The sequence below is a fragment of the Kitasatospora sp. NPDC057692 genome (genome assembly GCF_042799475.1).
Classification (GTDB): domain Bacteria; phylum Actinomycetota; class Actinomycetes; order Streptomycetales; family Streptomycetaceae; genus Kitasatospora.
Genome location: NZ_JBHVIV010000125.1, coordinates 1 through 19,565, shown reverse-complemented (window position 1 = coordinate 19,565; position 19,565 = coordinate 1). Strand labels below are relative to the sequence as shown.

Annotated in this window: 15 protein-coding genes; 4 read left to right on the top strand and 11 right to left on the bottom strand. The window is 75.6% G+C overall.

Features of this window, described 5'->3' with window-relative positions:
* The 8 genes from ACFVFS_RS37885 to ACFVFS_RS37850 form a co-directional block, all read right to left on the bottom strand.
* Positions 1–644 (bottom strand): hypothetical protein (locus tag ACFVFS_RS37885; protein WP_380629553.1); only part of this gene is annotated, 644 nt, incomplete at its 3' end.
* Between the two features lie 59 nt (positions 645–703).
* Positions 704–1,828, bottom strand: a complete 1,125-nt coding sequence (locus ACFVFS_RS37880; RefSeq protein WP_380629552.1) for a glycosyltransferase — start codon at positions 1,826–1,828, stop codon at positions 704–706.
* A complete protein-coding gene (locus ACFVFS_RS37875; protein ID WP_380629551.1) occupies positions 1,825–2,781 on the bottom strand; it encodes a polysaccharide deacetylase family protein in 957 nt (318 codons plus the stop codon). The genes ACFVFS_RS37880 and ACFVFS_RS37875 overlap by 4 nt, the downstream gene beginning before the upstream one ends.
* On the bottom strand, positions 2,771–4,504 hold the full coding sequence (locus ACFVFS_RS37870) for a lipid II flippase MurJ (RefSeq protein WP_380629550.1): 1,734 nt from the start codon (positions 4,502–4,504) through the stop codon (positions 2,771–2,773). Before ACFVFS_RS37870 ends, ACFVFS_RS37875 begins: the two co-directional genes overlap by 11 nt.
* Positions 4,501–5,817, bottom strand: a complete 1,317-nt coding sequence (locus tag ACFVFS_RS37865) for an O-antigen ligase family protein (protein WP_380629549.1) — start codon at positions 5,815–5,817, stop codon at positions 4,501–4,503. The genes ACFVFS_RS37870 and ACFVFS_RS37865 overlap by 4 nt, the downstream gene beginning before the upstream one ends.
* A gap of 8 nt (positions 5,818–5,825) precedes the next feature.
* The gene (locus ACFVFS_RS37860) at positions 5,826–7,349 is read right to left on the bottom strand and encodes an exopolysaccharide biosynthesis polyprenyl glycosylphosphotransferase (protein ID WP_380629548.1); all 1,524 of its coding nucleotides are present in this window, start codon (positions 7,347–7,349) and stop codon (positions 5,826–5,828) included.
* Positions 7,350–7,683: 334 nt separating this feature from the next.
* Positions 7,684–8,838 (bottom strand): glycosyltransferase, encoded by a 1,155-nt coding sequence (locus tag ACFVFS_RS37855; protein WP_380629547.1) that lies wholly within the window; start codon positions 8,836–8,838, stop codon positions 7,684–7,686.
* A 177-nt stretch (positions 8,839–9,015) separates the two neighbouring features.
* The gene (locus ACFVFS_RS37850; RefSeq protein ID WP_376088810.1) at positions 9,016–9,456 is read right to left on the bottom strand and encodes an SRPBCC family protein; all 441 of its coding nucleotides are present in this window, start codon (positions 9,454–9,456) and stop codon (positions 9,016–9,018) included.
* Between the two features lie 128 nt (positions 9,457–9,584).
* On the opposite strand from ACFVFS_RS37850, the gene ACFVFS_RS37845 reads away from it, so the two are divergent.
* Complete coding sequence (locus ACFVFS_RS37845; RefSeq protein ID WP_380629546.1) at positions 9,585–10,478, top strand: HipA family kinase; 894 nt, start codon at positions 9,585–9,587, stop codon at positions 10,476–10,478.
* Between the two features lie 96 nt (positions 10,479–10,574).
* On the opposite strand, the gene ACFVFS_RS37840 is transcribed toward ACFVFS_RS37845, so the two are convergent.
* The 3 genes from ACFVFS_RS37840 to ACFVFS_RS37830 form a co-directional block, all read right to left on the bottom strand.
* The gene (locus ACFVFS_RS37840) at positions 10,575–12,065 is read right to left on the bottom strand and encodes a S8 family serine peptidase (protein ID WP_380629545.1); all 1,491 of its coding nucleotides are present in this window, start codon (positions 12,063–12,065) and stop codon (positions 10,575–10,577) included.
* 300 nt (positions 12,066–12,365) lie between these two features.
* On the bottom strand, positions 12,366–13,499 hold the full coding sequence (locus ACFVFS_RS37835) for an amidohydrolase family protein (protein WP_380629544.1): 1,134 nt from the start codon (positions 13,497–13,499) through the stop codon (positions 12,366–12,368).
* Positions 13,500–13,502: 3 nt separating this feature from the next.
* Positions 13,503–14,975: a glutamine synthetase gene (locus tag ACFVFS_RS37830; protein WP_380629543.1), complete on the bottom strand. Its 1,473-nt coding sequence runs from the start codon at positions 14,973–14,975 to the stop codon at positions 13,503–13,505.
* 512 nt (positions 14,976–15,487) lie between these two features.
* Between ACFVFS_RS37830 and ACFVFS_RS37825 the strand changes: the two genes are divergently transcribed.
* From ACFVFS_RS37825 to ccrA, 3 genes are all read left to right on the top strand, one after another.
* Complete coding sequence (locus ACFVFS_RS37825) at positions 15,488–17,263, top strand: 3-hydroxyacyl-CoA dehydrogenase family protein (RefSeq protein WP_380629541.1); 1,776 nt, start codon at positions 15,488–15,490, stop codon at positions 17,261–17,263.
* A 179-nt stretch (positions 17,264–17,442) separates the two neighbouring features.
* Entirely contained in the window at positions 17,443–18,348 is a 906-nt protein-coding gene (locus ACFVFS_RS37820; protein ID WP_380629540.1) for a TetR family transcriptional regulator, read from the top strand.
* A 375-nt stretch (positions 18,349–18,723) separates the two neighbouring features.
* Positions 18,724–19,565, top strand: an 842-nt coding sequence (gene ccrA, locus ACFVFS_RS37815; protein WP_380629539.1) for a crotonyl-CoA carboxylase/reductase, incomplete at its 3' end; no start/stop codon positions are given.

Here is a 19,565-nt window from a genome sequence, read left to right as displayed (position 1 = left end):
GCGGCGGCCGGTTCGGCGGCGCGCGGCCGCGGGGCGGTCGCGGCGGGCGCCTCCGCGTCGGCGGCCCCGGCCGCCCCGGCGGGCCGGGTGTTCCGGCGGCGGGTCATCATCACCAGCGCGCCGATCAGCACCCCGGCCGCGCCGCCGACCGCGACGTCCAGCCGGCCGGAGGGCGTGGTCGGCTTCTCCGGCTCCGCGGCGGCGGCCAGCGGAACCAGCCGCACACCGGTCTCCTTGCTGCTGGTGTTGGCGAAGGCGACCAGCGAGCGGGCCACCGCGTCGGCCGCCCGGACGGCCTCCTGCGGCCGGGGGCCGGTGCCGGTGATCTCGATCATCGGCGCGTCCGGCGAGGTGGTGCCGTGCACCAGGGCCGTCAGCTCGCCCAGGCCGCGGCCGGTCTCGGCGGCGGCGGCCGCGAGCACCTGCGGCTGTCCGGCGAGCCGCCCGTACGCCTGGGCGAAGTTGACCGCGGTGGCCGTCTCGCCCTGGGTCTCGGGCACCACGATCACATAGGAGTTGGCGGCGTACGAGGGGTGGGCGACGACGGCGTACCCGGCTCCGGCGACGGCACCGAGCGGCACCGCGAGGACCACCGGCCACCAGCGGCCGACCAGCCGGCGGACAGTACTGCGCGGTTCGGTCATGGAGGACTCCTTGGCTGTGCGGGCCGCCCGGCCGGGGGCCCGGCGGCGGTGCTGCCGGCTCAGGCCCGGGCCAGCCGGTCGTAGAGCGCGCCGAGGTCGGCGGCCACCCGGACGATGTCGTAGTGGCCGACCGCGGCGGGCCGGGGCAGCGGGTCGGTGGTGGGGTCGTCGAGGCCGCGCGGGTCGAGCAGCTCGCGCAGCGCGGCCGTGTAGGCGGCGGCCTCGGAGGGGATCCGGCGGGCCTGCGGGGCGGCGCCGGGGGGCAGTTCGTCCAGCGCCGGGCAGGCGCTGTGGCGCACCGGCAGGCCGGCCGCGAGCCCCTCCAGCACGCCGAGGCCGAAGGTCTCCGCGGTGGACGGCGCGGCCAGCACGTCCAGGGCGGTGAGCAGGTCGGGCACGTCGTCGCGCTCGCCGGTGAGCACCAGTCGGTCGCGGACGCCGAGGCCGGCGGCCAGCCGCTCCAGGGCGGAGCACTCGGGGCCCGCGCCGACCAGCACCAGCCGGGCCGCGGTGTCCAGCCCGGCCAGCGCCTCCACCAGGACGTGGAAGCGCTTGCCCGGGACCAGCCGGCCGATCCCGCCGACCACCCGGCTCCCGGGCGGCAGGCCGAGCTCGGCGCGCACCCGGGCGCGGGTGGCGGCCCGGTCGGCGGGCGGGCGGCGGTAGCGGGCGGCGTCGATGCCGTTCGGGATCAGCTCGACCCGGGCCGGCGGCACGCCCCAGGCGTGCAGGGTCTGGGCGACCTGCCGGGACACCGCGACGGTGGTGGTGCCCAGGCGTTCGGCCGCCAGGTAGAGGCCCTTGACGCCGCGGGTGACCGGGCGGCCCTCGATCACCCCGGGGTGCAGCGAGTGCTCGGTGGCGACCACCGCCCGCACCCCGGCCAGCCGGGCGGCGGTCCGGCCGTACAGCCCGGCCCGGTAGAGGTGGGTGTGCACCAGGTCGTAGCGCCCGGCCCTGACCAGGCGGGCCAGCCGGGGCAGCGCGCCGACGTCCCGGTTGCCGCGCATGCCGAGGTGGTGGACGGTGACGCCCTCGGCGCGCAGCCCGGCGGCCACCGCGCCGGGGTTGGTCAGCGCCAGCACCTCGCAGTGCTGGTGGGCCGGCAGATGGCGGAGCAGCAGCTGGAGCTGGCGCTCCGCCCCGCCGGAGGCCAGCCCGGTGACGACGTGCAGGATCCTCACGACGGGGCCCTCCGGGAGCGGTTCCCGCGCGCCGCCAGCCGTCGGCGGCGGAGTTCGGCGACGGTGTCCCGCAGGCGGTGGCGGCCGCGCTTGGCGCGCAGCCGCCAGGCGCCGTCGCGGTCGCCGACGTAGCAGCGCGGCAGCGCGTAGCGGCCGGTCAGCGGGGAGTGCGCGATCGCGACGGCGTAGTCGTACCCGGCGTCCCGGACCGCCTGGGTGGCGGCCAGGTCGACCGCGCCGTAGGGGTAGCAGAAGCCGGTGACCGGGCCGCCGACCACCTCCTCCAGGACCCGCCGGCTCTCCCGGGTCTGCGCGGCGAGCACCTCGGCGGGCAGACCGGTCAGCGCCTGGTGGCCGAGGCCGTGCGAGCCGATCTCCCAGCCGGCGGCGGCGAGGTCGGTGACCTCCTGGACGCTGAGCAGGGTCTTCCGGGGGCCCTCGGCGTCCCAGTCGTTGGCGCGGCCGAGCAGGTCGGCGACCACGTACGCGGTGGCGGTGAAGCCGTAGGCCTGGAGGATCGGCACGGCGTGCCGGGCGAAGTCGGCGTAGCCGTCGTCGAAGGTGAGGCCGACCAGCTTGTCCGCCCGCCCGGCCGCGCGGGCCCGCATCAGCTCCCGCACCGAGACCCCGCGCCGCCCGTGCCGGTGCAGCCAGGCGATCTGCTCGGCGAACCGCTCGGGACTGACCGTCAGCTGGTACGGGTCCTCCTTCTCGACGGCCACCGAGTGGTACATCAGGATCCACGGCGAGGTGGTCTCGGCGACCGGTGCCTCGGGGAGCGGGCGTCGGCTCCTGGGCAGGTGCGCCGCGGGTCTGCGGACGCCGGAGGGCGGTGCACCGGTCCGTGGCGCTTCGGTGCGCGGCAGGTCGGCGCGCCGGCCGCCGGCGTCCGGGGCGGCGGGGCGGCGTACGCCCGACGGGACCGACCGGACTGATCCCCGTTCAGCATCCATGGGGAGGCTTCCCTTCATCGGCGACAGGAGACGGGCCGGGGACCGGCCCCAGGACCCGGAGGGCGGCGCGGACCGGGCCGCGCACCTCGCGGGCACCGAGGCCGGTGCCCAGGACGGCGAAGGCCAGCGCGACGGTGAGACCGCCGAGCGCGGTGGAGAGCAGGGGGTCGGCCGCGAGGCCGGCGACGGGTGTGCCGAGCGCGGCGGCGCCGGTGGCGGTGGCCAGCAACCGGGCGTGGCCGCCGAGGACCCGCCGCAGCCGCAGCGGGATGCCGCGCAGGACCAGGCCGTGCAGCAGCAGCGCCGCGGTGGCGGTGATGCCGGCCGCGTTGCCGGCGGCCAGGCCGAGGGCGCCGAACCGGGGGGTGGCGAGCAGGCCGACGGTGACGGTGACGACCAGGCCGAACGCCATGGCGCCGGCCGGGTACCAGTCGAGCAGCCGGCGGCCGCCGTCCTCGGGGCTGGGGTCGCCGGCCCGGCGGACCACCGGGCGCAGCGAGAAGTAGGGGCGGATCATCACGCCGATCAGCGCCTGGGCGAGCAGTCCGAAGCTGTAGACCCGGATGACGGCGGCGGTGGCGGCGGTGTCCCGGGGGCCGAAGGCGCCGCGCTCGAAGAGCAGCGCGACCACCGAGGGGGCGCAGGCCATCAGGAAGGCGGTGCCGAGCAGGACGACGGCGGCCGCCTGGCCGAGGTCCTTCTCCACCCGGTCGCGGGCGGCGGTGACGTCCCCGGCGGCGAGCGCCCGGGCGACCAGCGGGAAGGTGACGGTGCAGATCAGGATCCCGGCCGTCATGGCGAGTTGGGAGACCTTGGCCGCGTAGTTGAGGTGCGAGATGGTGCCGGGGGGCAGCGCCGACCCGAGGAACCGCTCGATGAACACCTGGGCCTGCCGGGTCAGGGTGAACACGCCGACCGGCAGCAGGGCGAGCGGGATCAGCACCAGGGCGTTGCGGGAGCGGCGGGCCCCACTGCGGCGGCCTCCGGACCGCAGCCGGCGCAGGAAGGGGCCGATCAGCAGGCCGGCCATCAGCACGCTGCCGAAGGCCACCCCGATCGCGGCGGCGCGCACCCCCCACAGGGCGTGGCAGGTGAGCAGCACGCCGAGGATGCCGAGGTTGTAGGCGACGTAGATGCCGGCCGGGGCGGTGAACCGGTGGTGGGCCCGCAGCGCGGCGGCGAGGTAGCCGGCCACCCCGAACGGCAGCACGGTGATCGCGGTGATCCGGGTGCAGGTGACGGCGAGCCCGGGGTCGGCCAGGCCGGGGGCGAGCAGGTCGACGAGCCGGGGGGCGCCGAGCGCGGCGCCCAGCGAGAGGGTGGAGAGGGCGAGCAGCAGCCAGGGCAGGGTGGCGCGGACCAGCTGGCGGACCGGGTCGGGGCCGTCGGGGCGCTCCTCGCGGAGCACCAGGGCGAGCGCGAAGGCGGGCACCATGAGGAAGGACATGGCGTCCTCGATGAGCAGCGGTGCGGCGGTCTCGGGGACGGTCCAGGCGACCAGGAAGGCGTCGGTGCCCTGGTTGGCGCCGAAGTAGCGGGCGAGCAGGAGGTCGCGGAGCAGGCCGAGGGCGGAGCCGGCCGCGCTGAGGACCGCGGTGACGCCGAAGGCCTTGGCGAGGAAGCCGCGGCGGGGGCCCGCGGCAGCGGGTCCGGTGGCGGCCGGCGCCTGCCGGGGGCCGGGCAGCGCGGGGGATCCGAGGGTGGTGGGCCGGTCCGTCGTCATGCGCGCGCCTCGCGGGAACGGGCGGAACCGGCGGAGCGGGCGGCGAGGCCGAGGACGACCGAGGTCAGCACGGTGGTGGCGCCGCCGATGTCGGCGTAGAGGAAGTCCACCAGGACCCAGGTGAGCAGGGCGAGGGCGGCGAGGCCGGGGCCGCGGGCGGTGCGCAGGCAGCCGATCAGCAGGCCGAGGAAGAGCGTCCCGTAGGCGACGATGCCGACGAGGCCCTGCTCGCTGAGCACCAGGAGGTACATGTTGTGCGGGGAGAGCAGCGGTTCGCGCTGGAAGCCGATGGTGGCGTCGGCGGCGTCGCTGCCGGAGGAGAGCCGCAGCGGGGCGTGGCTGTCGCGCAGTTGCTGGAAGGCCTTGGGACCGGCGCCGGAGACGGGGTGGTCCTGCCAGATCCGCCCGGCGGTGGCCCACAGGTCGTAGCGGTCGGAGACCGACTGGTCGGGGGCCTCGGAGACGGAGCCGATCGAGCTGAGCCGGGCGGTGACGCCGGAGCCGCCGAGGCCGAGGCCGCCGACCAGGACGACGGCGGCGGCCGTGCCGAGGACGGCGGAGCGGACGGCGAGCCGGGCGTCGGCGCGCAGCAGCAGGACGGCGGCGGCCGCGGCGGTGGCGATCCAGCTGCCGCGGCTGAAGGAGACCGCGAGCGGGAAGGCGAGGAAGCCGGCGGTGGCGAACAGCGCCCGCCGCCACCCGGCGTTCCCCTCGGCGAGGGCCAGCGCCAGGGCGGCGAGCAGGCCGTAGCTGACGACGGTGGACATCGCCATGATGTCGAGGGCGCCGAAGGTGCCGACGGCGCGGATCGGGCGGCCGGTGTAGGAGGCGCCGGTGCCGGTGAGGAACTGGTGGGCGCCGACCACGCCCTGGATCAGCGCGGCGATCACGAAGGAGCCGAGGACCAGCCGCTGGTCGGTGCGGTCGCGCAGGGCGCAGAGCACCGCGGCCGGGACGAGCACGAAGACCTGGGTGAGCCGGACGAAGCCGGTCAGGCTGGTCACCGGGTCGATGGAGCCGACGGTGGCGACGGCGGCGGCGAGCACGATCGCGCCGAACCGGACGGCGTCCGTGCGGCCGATCGCCGGGGTGCGCCCGCGCAGCAGGTTCACGGCGGTGAGCGCGACCAGGGCGAGCGAGGCGAGGTCGGCGGCGGTGACGTGGACGGCGGCGGCGACGTCCTTCTCCCCGGTGGGGACGCAGACCAGCAGCACGGTGGCGGCGGCCAGCAGGCCGGGGCGTTCGCGGACGACGCCCCCCGCGCGCCGTAACAGCTCGGCGGGGCGCGGGGGTGCGGCGAGGGTCAGGGCCACGGCGTTGATCAGCTCCCGTCCGGGTGGAGCATGAGGACCGCGGTGCGGCACAGGATCTTGACGTCCTGCCAGAGGCTCCAGCTCTCGATGTAGCGGTTGTCGAAGCGGGCCCGGTCCTCGATCGAGGTGTCCCCGCGCAGGCCGTTGACCTGGGCGAGGCCGGTGAGGCCGACCGGGACGCGGTGGCGGTCCGCGTACTCGGGGTAGGCCTGGCTGAACCGCATGACGAAGTAGGGGCGTTCGGGGCGCGGGCCGACCAGGCTCATGTCGCCGCGCAGCACGTTCCACAGCTGCGGGAGCTCGTCGAGGGAGCTGCGGCGCATCAGCCGGCCGACGGCGCCCATCCGGTGGTCCTGGGCGATGTTCCAGCGGGTGGCGGACTCGTGCTCGTTGCTCGGCCGCAGGGTGCGGAACTTGAGGACGGTGAAGACCCGGCCGTCGAGCCCGGTGCGCTGCTGGCGGAAGAGGACGCCGGGGCCGGTGTCGAAGCGGACGGCGAGCGCGCACAGGGCGAGGACGGGTGCGAGCAGCAGCAGGCCGATCGCGGCGGCGGTGACGTCCAGGGCCCGCTTGGCGACCCAGCCGGGGCGGCGCATCGCGGCGCGGCCGACCCGCAGGCAGGGGAAGCCCCAGAGGTGGTCGCCGCCGGCCAGCCGCCCGGCGGTGACCGAGCCGTACTCGCGCAGCGCGGGGACCAGCCAGACCTGGCAGCCCAGCCGGGCCGCGTCGCGCAGGGTGGCGGCGGTCTCGGCCTCGTCGGCGGCGCCGGCGGTGGCCAGCACGTGGTGGACGCGGTGGCGGCGGATCTCGCGCTCCAGCACCTCGCGGCCCCCGAGCACGGGCAGGTCGGTGTCCCCGGCGAGCAGCGGCGGGTCGGCGTCGAGGAAGCCGACCGGGCGCAGGCCGTACTCGCGGCGCTCGGTGAGGGCGGCGGCCACCCGGCGGCCGAGCCGGCCGGCGCCGAGCACCAGGACGGGGCTGGGGCGGCTGCGGCGGATCCGGCGCACCAGGTGGTAGAGGACGGCGCGGCCGAGGACGGCGAGCATCAGCTGGGTGCCGAGCAGGACGGTGAGCCGGGCCGGGGTGGCGGGGCCGGAGTCGGGCCAGCGGTCCTCCAGGCAGCCGGCCAGGCTGATGGCGAAGGCGGCGGCGACCACGGCCCGCGCGGCGAGGGCGGGCAGCTCGTCGAGCACGGAGAGGGTGAGCCGGATCCGGTAGAGGCCGCCGGCCAGGTTGAGCAGGACCAGCAGGGGCAGCAGGGCGGCGACGCCGAGCAGCGGCGCGACCCGGACGGCCGGATCGAGGACGCGGTTGGCGGTGCCGGTGGCGGTGCACAGGGCGAGCGCGTCGACGGCGACCAGGGCGACGGGCAGCGCGAGCCGGGACCGGACCGGGCGGCGGTGCCGGCGGACCGGCGGGGCGCTGCGGGCCTGGGCGGCCCGGGTCGGGCGGTCGAGCAGCCCGGTGGCCGGGCGGCGCGGGCCGGACAGGGGCCGACCGGGGTGTGGCACGCTGTCGTGGTCAATGGTCATCGGCGGACGAACTCCCCTGCTGTGTGCCCGGGGTGACGGCGGTCCGGAACCGGTTGGCCCGGGGCGGCCGTCCCGGCCCGGTGAGCGCGGTCCTGACAGCACCTGCTGCCGCTGGCGGCTTTCGGCTTTCTCGCGATTTCCCGGCGTGAAATCGAAACGAAGCAGGCAAAATCAGACGTTACCGAAAACCGGCTAGAATGCTGGAAGTTGACTTGCCGATTCATTCCAGCCGCCCATTAATAGGTATTTCCGATTTGGCCTCTCACCCACAACCGGTGGAGGGTGCGAATACGGCAGCGCCGGAGCGGCGGGGCATTCACGGCATGTGAAACGATCAGATCCGCTGCGGGACACGGGCGCGGCGCCGCCCGGGCGCCGGCCCGGCACCCAGCAGGTCGCGGTAGAGCGCGTCGACCTGTTCGACCACCGATCGAACGTCATGGCGGGCCGCGGCGTGCTCACGCAGCCGGGCGCCGCGCCGCTCGCACTCGATCGGATCGGACAGCGCTTCCGCCATTCGGGTGATGAGCGCGGACACATCCTCGACGGGCACCAGGGCGCCGGCCCGCTCGGACGGCGGCAGGCACTCGCGGGCCCCGGGCACGTCGCTCAGCAGCACCGGCCGGCCGCAGGCCATCGCCTCCAGCGGGGCCAGCGCCATGCCCTCCCAGCGCGAGGGCAGCACCACCAGGTCGGCCGCCGCCAGCCAGGGCCGCGGGTCCGCGACGTCCCCGACCAGCCGGACCCGGGACGGCTCGGCGCCCTCCCGGACCACGGCGGCCAGCCGGGCCTCCTCCGGACCGGCGCCGACCAGCGCCAGCCGGGCCCCCGGTACCCGGCGCCGCACCTCGGACCAGGCGGTGAGCAGCACGTCCTGGCCCTTCTGGCGGCAGAGCCGGCCCACGCAGACCGCGAGCGGGGCGGCCGGCTCCAGGCCGAGCGCGATCCGGGCGGCCCGGCGGTCGGCCGGCGCGTAGTGGCGCACGTCCACGCCGTTGGGCACCACCGCCCAGTCCGCGTGCAGGCCGGCCGCGACGCCGTCGGCCCGCTCCTGGACGGAGACGCAGAGCAGCCGGTGCGCCCAGCGGGTCGCGTACCGCTCCCAGCGCAGGGTGGCCGCGGCGACCGCGCCGTCCACGGCGGCGAAGGACCAGGCGTGCGGCTGGAAGACGGTCGGCACCGCGCCGCGCACGGCCAGCCGGCCGGCCAGTCCGGCCTTGGCGCTGTGCAGGTGGAGCACGTCGGGCCCGGCGGCCCGGACGATCCGGCGCAGCCGCCAGACCTCGGCGGCGGTGGCGGGGCCGGGCGAGCGCCGGGCCGGCCACTCCTGGACCAGCGCGCCGACCGCGGCGGCCTCCCGGGCGAGCCGGCCGCCCGGCGGACAGGCGACCAGCACCCGGTGGCCGGCCTCGCGCTGGCCGCGGACCAGGTCGACCACGACGCGGGCCACGCCGCCGTCGACGGGCTGCGAAATGTGAAGGATCGTCATATGCACGGCGGCGAGCCTAGGGTGGCCGCACCGCGCCCGGCGGCCCTCGTCACCCGCAGGTGGCGGGGCGTCCACCCGTACGGCGCGCCGCTCGTACGGGTGGACGAACTCGTCGAATTCCTGGACGGGTTGAGGGGGAGGTCCGGAGGACCGGAATCCACCGCGCCCGGTCGGGTCTCAGCGGACCTCGTCCGCCAGGTTGGCGAGCACCTGGTCGTGGATCCGGTTCAGGCCCTTGGGCGCGAAGGTGCGCTCGAAGAAGCCGCCGATGCCGGTCGCACCCTGCCAGGTGGCCGTGACGGTGACCTTCGAACGGCCCTCGCCGGCCGCCGCGACGGTCCAGGTGATCACCATGCTGGAGTTGGCGTCCTTCTCCACCAGCTGATCCGGGCGCGGGGCCGAGACGGTGAACAGGCAGTCCCGGATCCGCTTCTCGGTGGCCTGGAGCTTCCAGTGCACCTGGGTGCCGGCGCCGGTGCCGCCGACCCGGACCTCGTACTCGCTGTACTGCGCGGGCAGCAGCTTGGGGCGGGTCACCTGGTAGTCGGCCAGGGCCTCGTACACCCGCTCGGGGGCCGCCTCGTAGACCCGCTCGGTGGTGGCCTGCACCTGTCCCATGGTCGTGCTCTCCTCGTACGGTCGTCCGGCGCCGGGTGGTCGTCCGGGTGGTACGGCAAGCCAATCACAGCGGACCGCGGGCGGCGGGCGGCGCCCTCCCCGACGGCGCGGAGGTTAGGGTGGCGGATGTGCTCGAACAGGTGACAGCAGTGCGCTACGTCGACCCGCTGCGGGCCGGCGGTTCCGTCCCCGGCGTGGTGGAGACCGACGACCTGGGCACCTACGTGGTGAAGTTCACCGGGGCCGCGCAGGGGCGCAAGGCGCTGGTGGCGGAGGTGATCGTCGGCGAACTGGCGCGACGGCTCGGCCTGCCGGTGCCCGAGCTGCGGCTGGTCGACTTCGACCCGGCGGTCGCCGACGGCGAGCCGGACCCCGAGATCCAGGACATCCTGCGGGCCAGCCGCGGGCTCAACCTCGGCATGGACCTGCTGCCCGGCGCCCGCGACTTCCGGCCCGGCATGATCGAGGTCGACCCGGTCGAGGCCGGCCGGGTGGTCTGGCTGGACGCGCTCACCGGGAACGTCGACCGGACGGTGCACAATCCCAACCTCATGGTCTGGCACCGGAGGCTCTGGCTGATCGACAACGGCGCCGCGCTGGTCTTCCACCACCGCTGGTCCGCCGCCGAGGCCTCCGTCGGCAGGCGCTACGACCTCAGCGCCCACGCGCTCGGCCCGTACCGGCCGGACGTCCGGCTGGCCGACGAGGAGCTGGGGCCGCTGGTCACCGTCGGGCTGCTGGAGGAGGTGGTGGCGCTGGTGCCGGACGCCTGGCTGGCCGACGAGCCGGGGTTCGACTCGGTCGCCGAGCTGCGCCGGGCCTATGTGAACCAGCTGGCGGCGCGGGCGGTGCTCTCCGCCGAGTGGCTGCCGGAGGGGTTCTCCACCCCGGACCAGCTGCGCGAGGCCGAGCAGCGGCGGGCGGCGCGGAGCAGGGCGGGGAGGCCGGCCTGGCTGCAGGAGGTGCCGGACCTGCACGGCAAGCCGTCGGTGGAGACGGTCTGGGAGCACCACTTCGAGTGAGCCGGGCCCGCGCCGGAGCCCGGACACGCCGAACGGGGGCGGGACCGAAGTCCCGCCCCCGTTCCCCGCTCAGGGTGTCAGCCGGTCAGCGGTGGCTCAGCGCCACCACTGGGCCGCCTTCTCGGCGTTGATGATGCCGGCGCCGTAGAAGCCGTTGTCGTCCGCGCCGCCCTCACAGGTGGCGGCGAACTCGCCGGTGCCGCCCGGGTTGTACGGGGCGGTCGGGCAGGCGTGCGACTCGGCCTGGTTGGTCAGCAGCTCGGTGAGCTCGTCCGCGTTGGCCCACGGGTGGGTGCTGGCGAGCAGGGCGAGCACGCCGGCGGCGTGCGGCGAGGCCATCGAGGTGCCCTGCATGTAGCCGTACCCGCCGCCCGGGATGGTGGACAGCACGCGGCCGTTCTTGTCCGGGGTGTCCGGGATCTGGTAGCGGCGGTCGCCACCGGGGGCGGCCACGGTGACCTTGTTCTTGCCGTAGCTGGAGTAGTACGACTTGTCGCCGTTGACGCCCACCGAGGAGACCGCGACGACGCCGTCCAGCTCGGTCGGCAGGTTCAGGCAGTCCTGGGTGATCGGACGCTCGACCGGGGTGGTGTCGTCCGGGCTGGCGACGTCCTTGGTCTTGTGGGCGAGGTCGATGTTCTCGTTGCCCGCGGCGGCCACGTTGAGGACGCCCTTGCGCTGCGAGAACTCGACGGCGCGGCGGACGGCGGTGGTGATCGCCGCCTGGTCGGCGTCGTTCTGGCAGTTGAACATCCACGGGTCGACGAAGTAGCTGTTGTTCGTGACCTTGAACTTGTGCTCGCCGGCCCAGACGAAGCCGCAGATGGCGTACTCGGGGTAGATGAAGCCGCCGTCGTCGACGACCTTCACCGCGGCGAGCTTGACGTTCGGGGCGATGCCCTCGATGCCCTTGCCGTTCTTGGCGGCGGCGATGCTGCCCGCCACGTGGGTGCCGTGGGCGCCGTCGACGCCAGGCTGCCAGGCCTCCCAGGCGGTGTTCGGCTTGCCGCCGTCGATGCAGGAGACCGACTGCGAGGCGTCGACGTTGGCGGCGAGGTCCTCGTGGGTGCCGTCGATGCCGGAGTCCAGCACGCCGACGGTGACCTTGTTGCTGCCCAGGGACAGCTTGTGGGCCTTGTCCACGCCGATCTGGCGCATGTCCCACTGGTTGGCCCAGTAGGGCTCCTCGCCCGCGGCGGAGGCGCCGGCCGGCGCGGCGGCGACCTCGGCGGTGCGGTCCTCGGAGGCGGTGATGCCCTTGGTGCGGCTGGCACCGACCGACTCGACGCCCTTCGCCAGCCGCAGCTTGGCGGCGAACTGGGTGTCGGTCGAGCGGGCGATCACCACGCCGATCTGCTCGTAGGAGTACACGACGGTGCCGCCGAGGGACGTGACCGCCTTCTCGACCTTCTGCACCTGGCCGTGGTTGGCCTTGGTGTTGACGACGTAGCTGAGCAGCGGACCGGTCGTCGACTCCGACCCGGAGGCGGCGACGGCGGTGCCGGACGGCAGCGCGAGGGCGCCGGCGGTGGCGAGGACGATGCCCACCGCCGCGTACCGGGTCCGGCTGATCCGAGGAACACTCATAGGGGTTGGCCCTCCCGAGTCGTCATGCAGCAGCTGCGGTTGGCAGGTGCACTTGGAATGATCGGGACGTTAGTGAACAAGTGTTGCAATCCGCAAGAGGTAGTCATCTAATCGCCACAAGTTGGTCACCGACGGACGGTATGACTCCGCTTCTGCTGGGCAGGGCCGGGTGACCGGGCGGCCTCAGGGCACACGCGCCGGGAGCCACACCCTAGTCAGCCGGGCCGACGGTGGAACAGGCGTCCAGGGCGGCCGGAAGCGGCCAGTGGCGGATCACCGCCAAGCCCCGGCGGCGGACGGTCAGAGCGCGTACAGTCGGCGGGCGTTGTCCGCCGCCACCCGGCGGGCCAGCCGCGCGGCGTCGGCCGCGGTGCACGCGCCGTCGGCGCGCCAGCCGTCCAGCAGGGCGCCGAGGCCGTGCCGGAACTGGGCCGCGCCGACCAGGTACAGCTCGGGCAGGCCGTAGGCGTCGGTGGAGAACAGCAGCTTGCCGAACGGCGCCAGCTCCAGCATCTCCCCGAGCACCGCGGCCGCGCGGGGGCCGACGTAGGAGGTGGTCAGGCCGAGGTCGGTGTACACCAGCGGGAAGGCCTGGGCCAGCCACGCGGCCTGCCGGTGGTAGGGGTAGCCGTGCAGCAGCACCAGCGGGACGCCGCTCGGCTCGGCGGCGCGAACGAAGTCGGCGAGCAGCGACGGGTCGGCGCGGTGCAGGGTGACGTCGGGGTCGCCGAAGCCGGTGTGCAGCTGGAGCGGCAGGCGGAGCTCGGCGCAGACCTCCAGGGCGGCCCGGAGCAGCTCGTGCAGCAGCACCGGGTCGGTGAGGCGTCCGCCCCCGGCGCGCCGCCGCCCGGCGGCGGCCGCCGCGACCGCGGCCGGGGAGGGGCGCTCGGCGGGCACCGCGAGGCCGCTGCGGTAGGCCACCACCGACTTCACCGCGACGGCGCCGGCCGCGGCCCCGGCCAGTGCCTCGCGGACGGCCGCGGCCCAGGCGCCGGGCGGGGCGGCGACGGCCTCGGCGACCGACTCCAGCCGGACCACCTCGCGCACCCGGGCGCCCGCCGCCTCGGCCAACTCGCCGAGCGGCAGCAGCGGGTGGCCGGCGGCGGTGGTCAGCCCGGTGTCCACCAGGCAGGTGTCCAGGCCGGCGGCGGCGAGCAGCCGGCGGGTCGCCTCCGGGGCCCCGAGCTCGCGCCGCCGGGCGAGGTACTCCTCGGCCGGCGCGTGCGCGGGCAGCCCGAGCGCGGGCGGGCACCAGCGGCGCACCGCGAGGCCGAGCGCGCTGTCGAACGGCGAGGTGCCGGGTGCGGGCGGGCGGTCGGACTCGGTGAGCAGCCCCGCCAGCGCGCCGTCCGCGAGTTCGGCCGTCAGCACGCTGTGGCAGTGGTGGTCGACCAGCGCGGGCAAGTCCAGCGAGGGCACGTCCGGCGCGGGCACCGGTCAGTACCGCCAGCGGGTGGCGGCGGCCAGCTCCTCGGGGGTCGCTCCGGCGTACTGCTCGCGCTCGGCCTCCCGGACGGCGAGCACGGCCCCGTACAGCGGCTCGCCGAGCGCCTCGCGCAGCAGGGCGGAGCGGCGGTAGGCGGCGAGCGCCTCGCCCGGCCCGGTGGGCAGCCGGGGCACGGCGCCGGGCGCGGCCTGCGCCGGGTCGCCGGTGAACTCCGGCGGCAGCGCCAGCCGCTGGTCCAGTCCGGCGAGGCCGGCGGCGAGCACCCCGCCGACCGCCAGGTAGGGGTTGGCGGTGGCGTCGAAGCACTTGATCTCGGCGTTGGCGGCCGAGGCGCGCTCACCGGTGGAGCCGGTCACCAGGCGCAGCGCGGCCTCCCGGTTCTCCAGGCCCCAGCAGCGGTAGGCGCCGGCCCAGTGCGAGGGCACCAGTCGCAGGTAGCCGGCCGGGCTGGAGCAGCCGAGCACCAGCAGCTCGGGCAGCGCGCCGAGCACCCCGGCGAGGAAGCCCTCGGCCTCGGCGGTGAGGCCGTGCGGACCGGGGCCGCCGTGGGCGAGGTTGCGGCCGTCCCGCCACAGGCTCAGGTGGAGGTGACCGCCGTTGCCGACCCCGCCGGCCTCGACCGCCGGGGCGAAGGAGACCCGCAGGCCGTGCCGGGCGGACACGGCGCGAATGGTCTGCCGGATCAGCACCGAGGTGTCGGCGGCCTCGACCGGGCCCTCGGGGGCGACCGAGACCTCGAACTGGCCCGCCGCGTACTCGGGGTGGATCTGGAGCACGGTCAGGCCCTGCTCGCCGAGGGCGCGGAGCACGTCGCGCAGGTAGTCGGAGAGCTCGGTCAGCCGCTGCATCCCGTAGGCCGGGCCGGCCGTCGGGTAGCGGGGCTCCTCCCCGGGCGGGCCGGCCAGCGCGGCCACCCACTCGATCTCGATGCCGGCCTTCAGGGTCAGCCCGCGCGCGGCGGCGGCCGCGACCGTCCGGCGGGCGAAGAGACGCTGGCAGCCCGGGTGCGGGGCGCCGCCCTGGGTGTAGCGGTCCCCCGGCGCCCAGGCCCAGCCCGGCTGGGCGGCGAGCGGGACGATCCGCTCGACATCGGGGTAGAGCCGCAGGTCCCCGGTGGGGCCGCCGATCAGCGGGCTGGTGACGATGGTGTCGTCGGCGAGGAAGACGTCGAAGCAGGGGGCCGTGCCGACGCCCCACTGGGCGGCGTGCACCAGGCCGCCGAGCGGCACCGCCTTGACCCGGGCGACGCCGGCGTTGTCCACCCAGGTGACGGCGACCGCCTCGACCCCGGCGGTCCGCAGCCGGTCCACCGCCACCTGGGCGCGCTCCCCGCGCTCGGCCCGGTCGATCCGGGGCGGCGGCGCGGCGCCGCCCCCGGACCCGGCGGAGGGCTCGGAGGCGGCGGCCGGGCCGGGCCGGGGTGTGGGCTCGGGATGCCCCGCGGTGACGGTTCCGGTGCTCATGGCCCCATGCTGCCCCGCCCCACCGGGGCGCATAACTCCCCTATCGGGTGGTCCGAACGGACGTCCGTCCACCCCCATCCCCCACAGGGGTGATAGCCCGCCCGCGAGCAGCGGAAAATCAGCGCACCACCCCCTTTCCTACCCGTCGGTAGCTTCGCTACAGTGTCGACACGCACCACCGTCGGGCCTCGGGAGCCGCACCGACGGGGGCGCCGTCCGCCGTGCGGGACTCGCGCGGAGCGGACGGCGCGTGGCGGTGCGTTCGTTCACCGGTGGGCGCCGCGGATCGCGGCCGCGGCCGGGGCTTCCCCCTCTGTGTTCAGAGGGCGTTCAGAGCCGCTTCCCACATCGAGCGCCTGAGTACCACGGCACACCCCCAGCATGTCCGGAGCGGACCGGCGGCTGCGTGGTGGCCGCAACCGTCATCCCCCGTCCCCCCGCGCGCGGCCCCTCCTCCGCGGGCACGCCCTCCGGAGCGCGCGCGGGCCTTCCATGACAAGGAGTCAGGACAGATGGAGCGTCCCTTCCCCACGGTGGCCGTGGTCGGCCTCGGCACGATGGGTGCCGGTGTCGCCGTCGCGGTCGCCCGGAGCGGCCGCCGGGTGATCGGCATCGAGGCCGACGAGGCCTCGGCCGCCCGGGCGCTGGCCCGGATCGAGGCGGCGACCGCGCGCGCCGTGGCCCGCGAGCGGCTCACCGCCGAGGAGCGGACCGGGCTGCTCGCCCGGATCGCCGTCGGCCACGCGCTGGACGCCGCCGCCGAGGCCGGCCTGGTGATCGAGGAGGTCCCCGAGCAGCTGGAGCTGAAGCGGGAGGTCTTCGCCGAGCTGGACCGGATCTGCCCGCCCGGCACGGTGCTGGCCACCGGCACCACCGCGCTGTCGGTGACCCGGATCGCCGCCGCCACCGCCCGCCCGGACCGGGTGCTCGGCCTGCACTTCTTCAACCCCGTGCACTCCATGAAGCTGGTCGAGGTGGTGCGCACCGTGCTCACCGCCCCGCAGGTGGCCGAGGAGGCCGCGGCCTTCGCCCGGGAGCTCGGCAAGGAGCCGGTGGCGGCCGGCGACCGGGCCGGCTTCGTGGTCAACGGCCTGCTCTTCGCCTACCTCAACCAGGCCGCCGCGATGTACGAGTCCAAGTACGCCACCCGGGAGGACATCGACGCCGCGATGCGGCTCGGCTGCGGCCTGCCGATGGGCCCGCTGGCGCTGCTCGACCTGATCGGCGTGGACACCGCCCGGACCGTCCTGGAGGCGATGTACGAGCAGTCGAAGGACCGGCTGCACGCACCGGCGCCGATCCTGGGCCAGCTGGTCGCGGCCGGGCTGCTCGGCCGCAAGACCGGCCGCGGCTTCTACACCTACGAGGCGCCCGGGGCCTCGAAGGCGGTCGACGCCGCCGCCGGCCCGGCCGCCGCCGCGGTCCCCGGCCGGGCGGTGCGCAGCGTCGGCGTCTGCGGCTCGGGCACCATGGCCACCGGCATCGCCGAGGTGTTCGCCAAGGCCGGCCTCCCGGTGCTGCTGGCCGCCCGCAGCCCGGAGAAGGCGGAGCGGGCCAAGGCGCGGCTGGCGAAGTCGCTGGAGCGCTCGGTGGCCAAGGGCCGCCTGACCGGGGAGCAGCGGGACGCCGCGCTGGCCCTGGTCACTCCGGTCGGGCGGTACGGCGAGCTGGCCGAGGTGGACCTGGTCGTTGAGGCGGTCGCCGAGGACCTCGCGGTCAAGCGCGAGCTGTTCACCGCCCTGGACGCGATCGTCAAGCCGGGCGCGGTGCTGGCCACCACCACCTCCTCGCTGCCGGTGGTCGCCTGCGCCTCGGCCACCACCCGGCCGCAGGACGTCGTCGGCATGCACTTCTTCAACCCGGCGCCCGCGATGCGGCTGGTGGAGGTGGTGTCCACGGTGCTGACCGCGCCGGACGTCACCGCGACCGTGCTGGAGCTGTGCGCGAAGGTCCGCAAGCACCCGGTGGAGTGCGGCGACCGGGCCGGGTTCATCGTCAACGCGCTGCTCTTCCCCTACCTGAACGACGCGGTGCGGATGCTCCAGGAGCACTACGCGACGGTGGACGACATCGACACCGCGATGAAGCTCGGCTGCGGGTACCCGATGGGCCCGTTCGAGCTGCTGGACGTGGTCGGCCTGGACGTCTCGCTGACCATCGAGCAGGTGCTGCACCAGGAGTTCCGCGAGCCGGGCCTGGCCGCCGCGCCGCTGCTGGAGCACCTGGTGGCGGCCGGCTGCCTGGGCCGCAAGACCGGCCGCGGCTTCCGCGACCACGCGCGCCGATGACCGCCCCGCCGCCCTACGGGGGCCGTTCCGGCCGCCCGCCGCTGCGCCCCGAGCGGCCCGGCTGGGGGCCGGGCGCGGTCTCGGCGCAGTGGCCCAGACCCGCGGTGAGCGGCCCGGTGCCCCCGGTGCGCCGGGGAAGGCCCCCGGCCGCGCCCCCGGGGACGTGTAGCGTTCCGGCCATGGATCGGGTTCAGTCAGTATCCCCGCAGCAATCCGCCCCGGGCCGCGACGGCCGGCCGGCCGGGACCGGCCAGGACGGGGGCCCGGGCGGCCGCCGGGCGGCGGCGCAGCGCCAGCAGATGCGCCAGGACCTGGCCACGGCCGCCATGGAGCTGTTCGCCTCGCAGGGCTACGAGGAGACCACGGTCGACCAGATCGCGGCGGCGGCCGGGGTGGCCCGGCGGACCTTCTTCCGGTACTTCCGGTCCAAGGAGGAGGCGATCTTCCCGGACCACGACGACACCCTGGTCCGGGTGGCCGATCTGCTGGCCAGCGCCGAGCCCGAGGAGCACCCGCTGGACGTGGTCTGCCGGGGCATCAAGGAGGTGCTGCGGATGTACGCCTCCACACCGGGGGTCTCGGTGGCCCGGTACCAGTTGATCCGTCAGGTGCCGGCGCTGCGCGAGCGGGAGATCGCCGTGGTGGCCCGCTACGAGCGGCTGTTCACCCGCTACCTGCTGGGCCGCTTCGACACCGCCGGGGAGATCCCCTCGGGCTGGCAGCGCGGCGGCGAGGACGACTCGATGCTGGCCGAGGTGTCCGCGGCGGCCGTGGTCGCGGCCCACAACCACGTGCTGCGGCGCTGGCTGCGCGCGGGCGGGCGGGGGGACGTCGAGGCGCAGCTGGACCACTCCTTCGAGGTAATCCGGCGGACCTTCTGGGCGTCCAGCGCACCGGGGGCCCGGCGGCGTGGCACGGTGGTGGCACCCGGTGCCAGTGGGACGGAGGGGGAGGCCTGGACGGCCGGCGCACTGAGTGCCAGCCCCGGAGGTGAGGTGCTCATCACAGTCGCCCGGACGGACGCTCCGCTGGACGTCGTGGTGGATGCCGTACGGGCCGCCCTGGAAGGTGCCAGACCGGCCTGAGCGCCGGTATTTTCGCAGGTCGAAGCGGCTTTGAGGGCCCGTGTCGAGATGTCGACACGGGCCCTTCGCATGCCCGGGAAGGGCGCCGCCAAATGGGTCGCGGGCGGCCGGAATTGCTGGCACGCGGTGTCTTTACGAGTGGCACAGGGTGCCACTACCTTGTTACCCACCAGTCGCGGCGCCGCGGCTCCCCACCTCGGCGCGCCGTCGTACCGGCGCTCCCCCAACCCCGGGAGCGACCCACCGCAGGACCAGGCCCACCAGCCGCCAGGCCCACCAGCCACCACCCACCACCCCGTTCAGCGAAGCCGGTGTCCGCTCCCGGCTCCCCCAGACGCCCTGTGCCCTCACACAGGTACGCCTTCGGAGGCAGCCATGAAGGAAATCCTCGACGCGATCCTCAGCCCCGACAGCACCGCGGCGGACTTCGCCCACGTGAAGCTGCCGGAGTCCTACCGGGCGGTCACGCTCCACAAGGACGAGGAGCAGATGTTCGCGGGGCTCGACAGCCGCGACAAGGACCCCCGCACGTCCCTCCACCTCGACGAGGTCCCGCTGCCCGAACTGGGCCCGGGGGAGGCCCTGGTCGCCGTGATGGCGAGCGCCGTCAACTACAACACCGTGTGGAGCTCGATCTTCGAGCCGGTCTCCACCTTCGGCTTCCTGGAGCGTTACGGCCGGCTCTCCCCGCTCACCAAGCGGCACGACCTGCCGTACCACGTCGTCGGCTCCGACCTGGCCGGCGTGGTGCTGCGCACCGGCGCCGGGGTCAACGCCTGGAAGCCGGGCGACGAGGTGGTCGCGCACTGCCTGTCCGTCGAGCTGGAGTCCTCCGACGGCCACAACGACACGATGATGGACCCGGAGCAGCGGATCTGGGGCTTCGAGACCAACTTCGGCGGCCTCGCCCAGCTGGCCCTGGTGAAGTCCAACCAGCTGATGCCCAAGCCCGCCCACCTGACCTGGGAGGAGGCCGCCTCCCCCGGCCTGGTCAACTCCACCGCCTACCGCCAGCTGGTGTCGCAGAACGGCGCGGGCATGAAGCAGGGCGACAACGTGCTGATCTGGGGCGCCAGCGGCGGCCTCGGCTCCTACGCCACCCAGTACGCGCTGGCCGGCGGCGCCACCCCGATCTGCGTCGTCTCCAGCCCGCAGAAGGCCGAGATCTGCCGGGCGATGGGCGCCGAGGCGATCATCGACCGCAGCGCCGAGGGCTA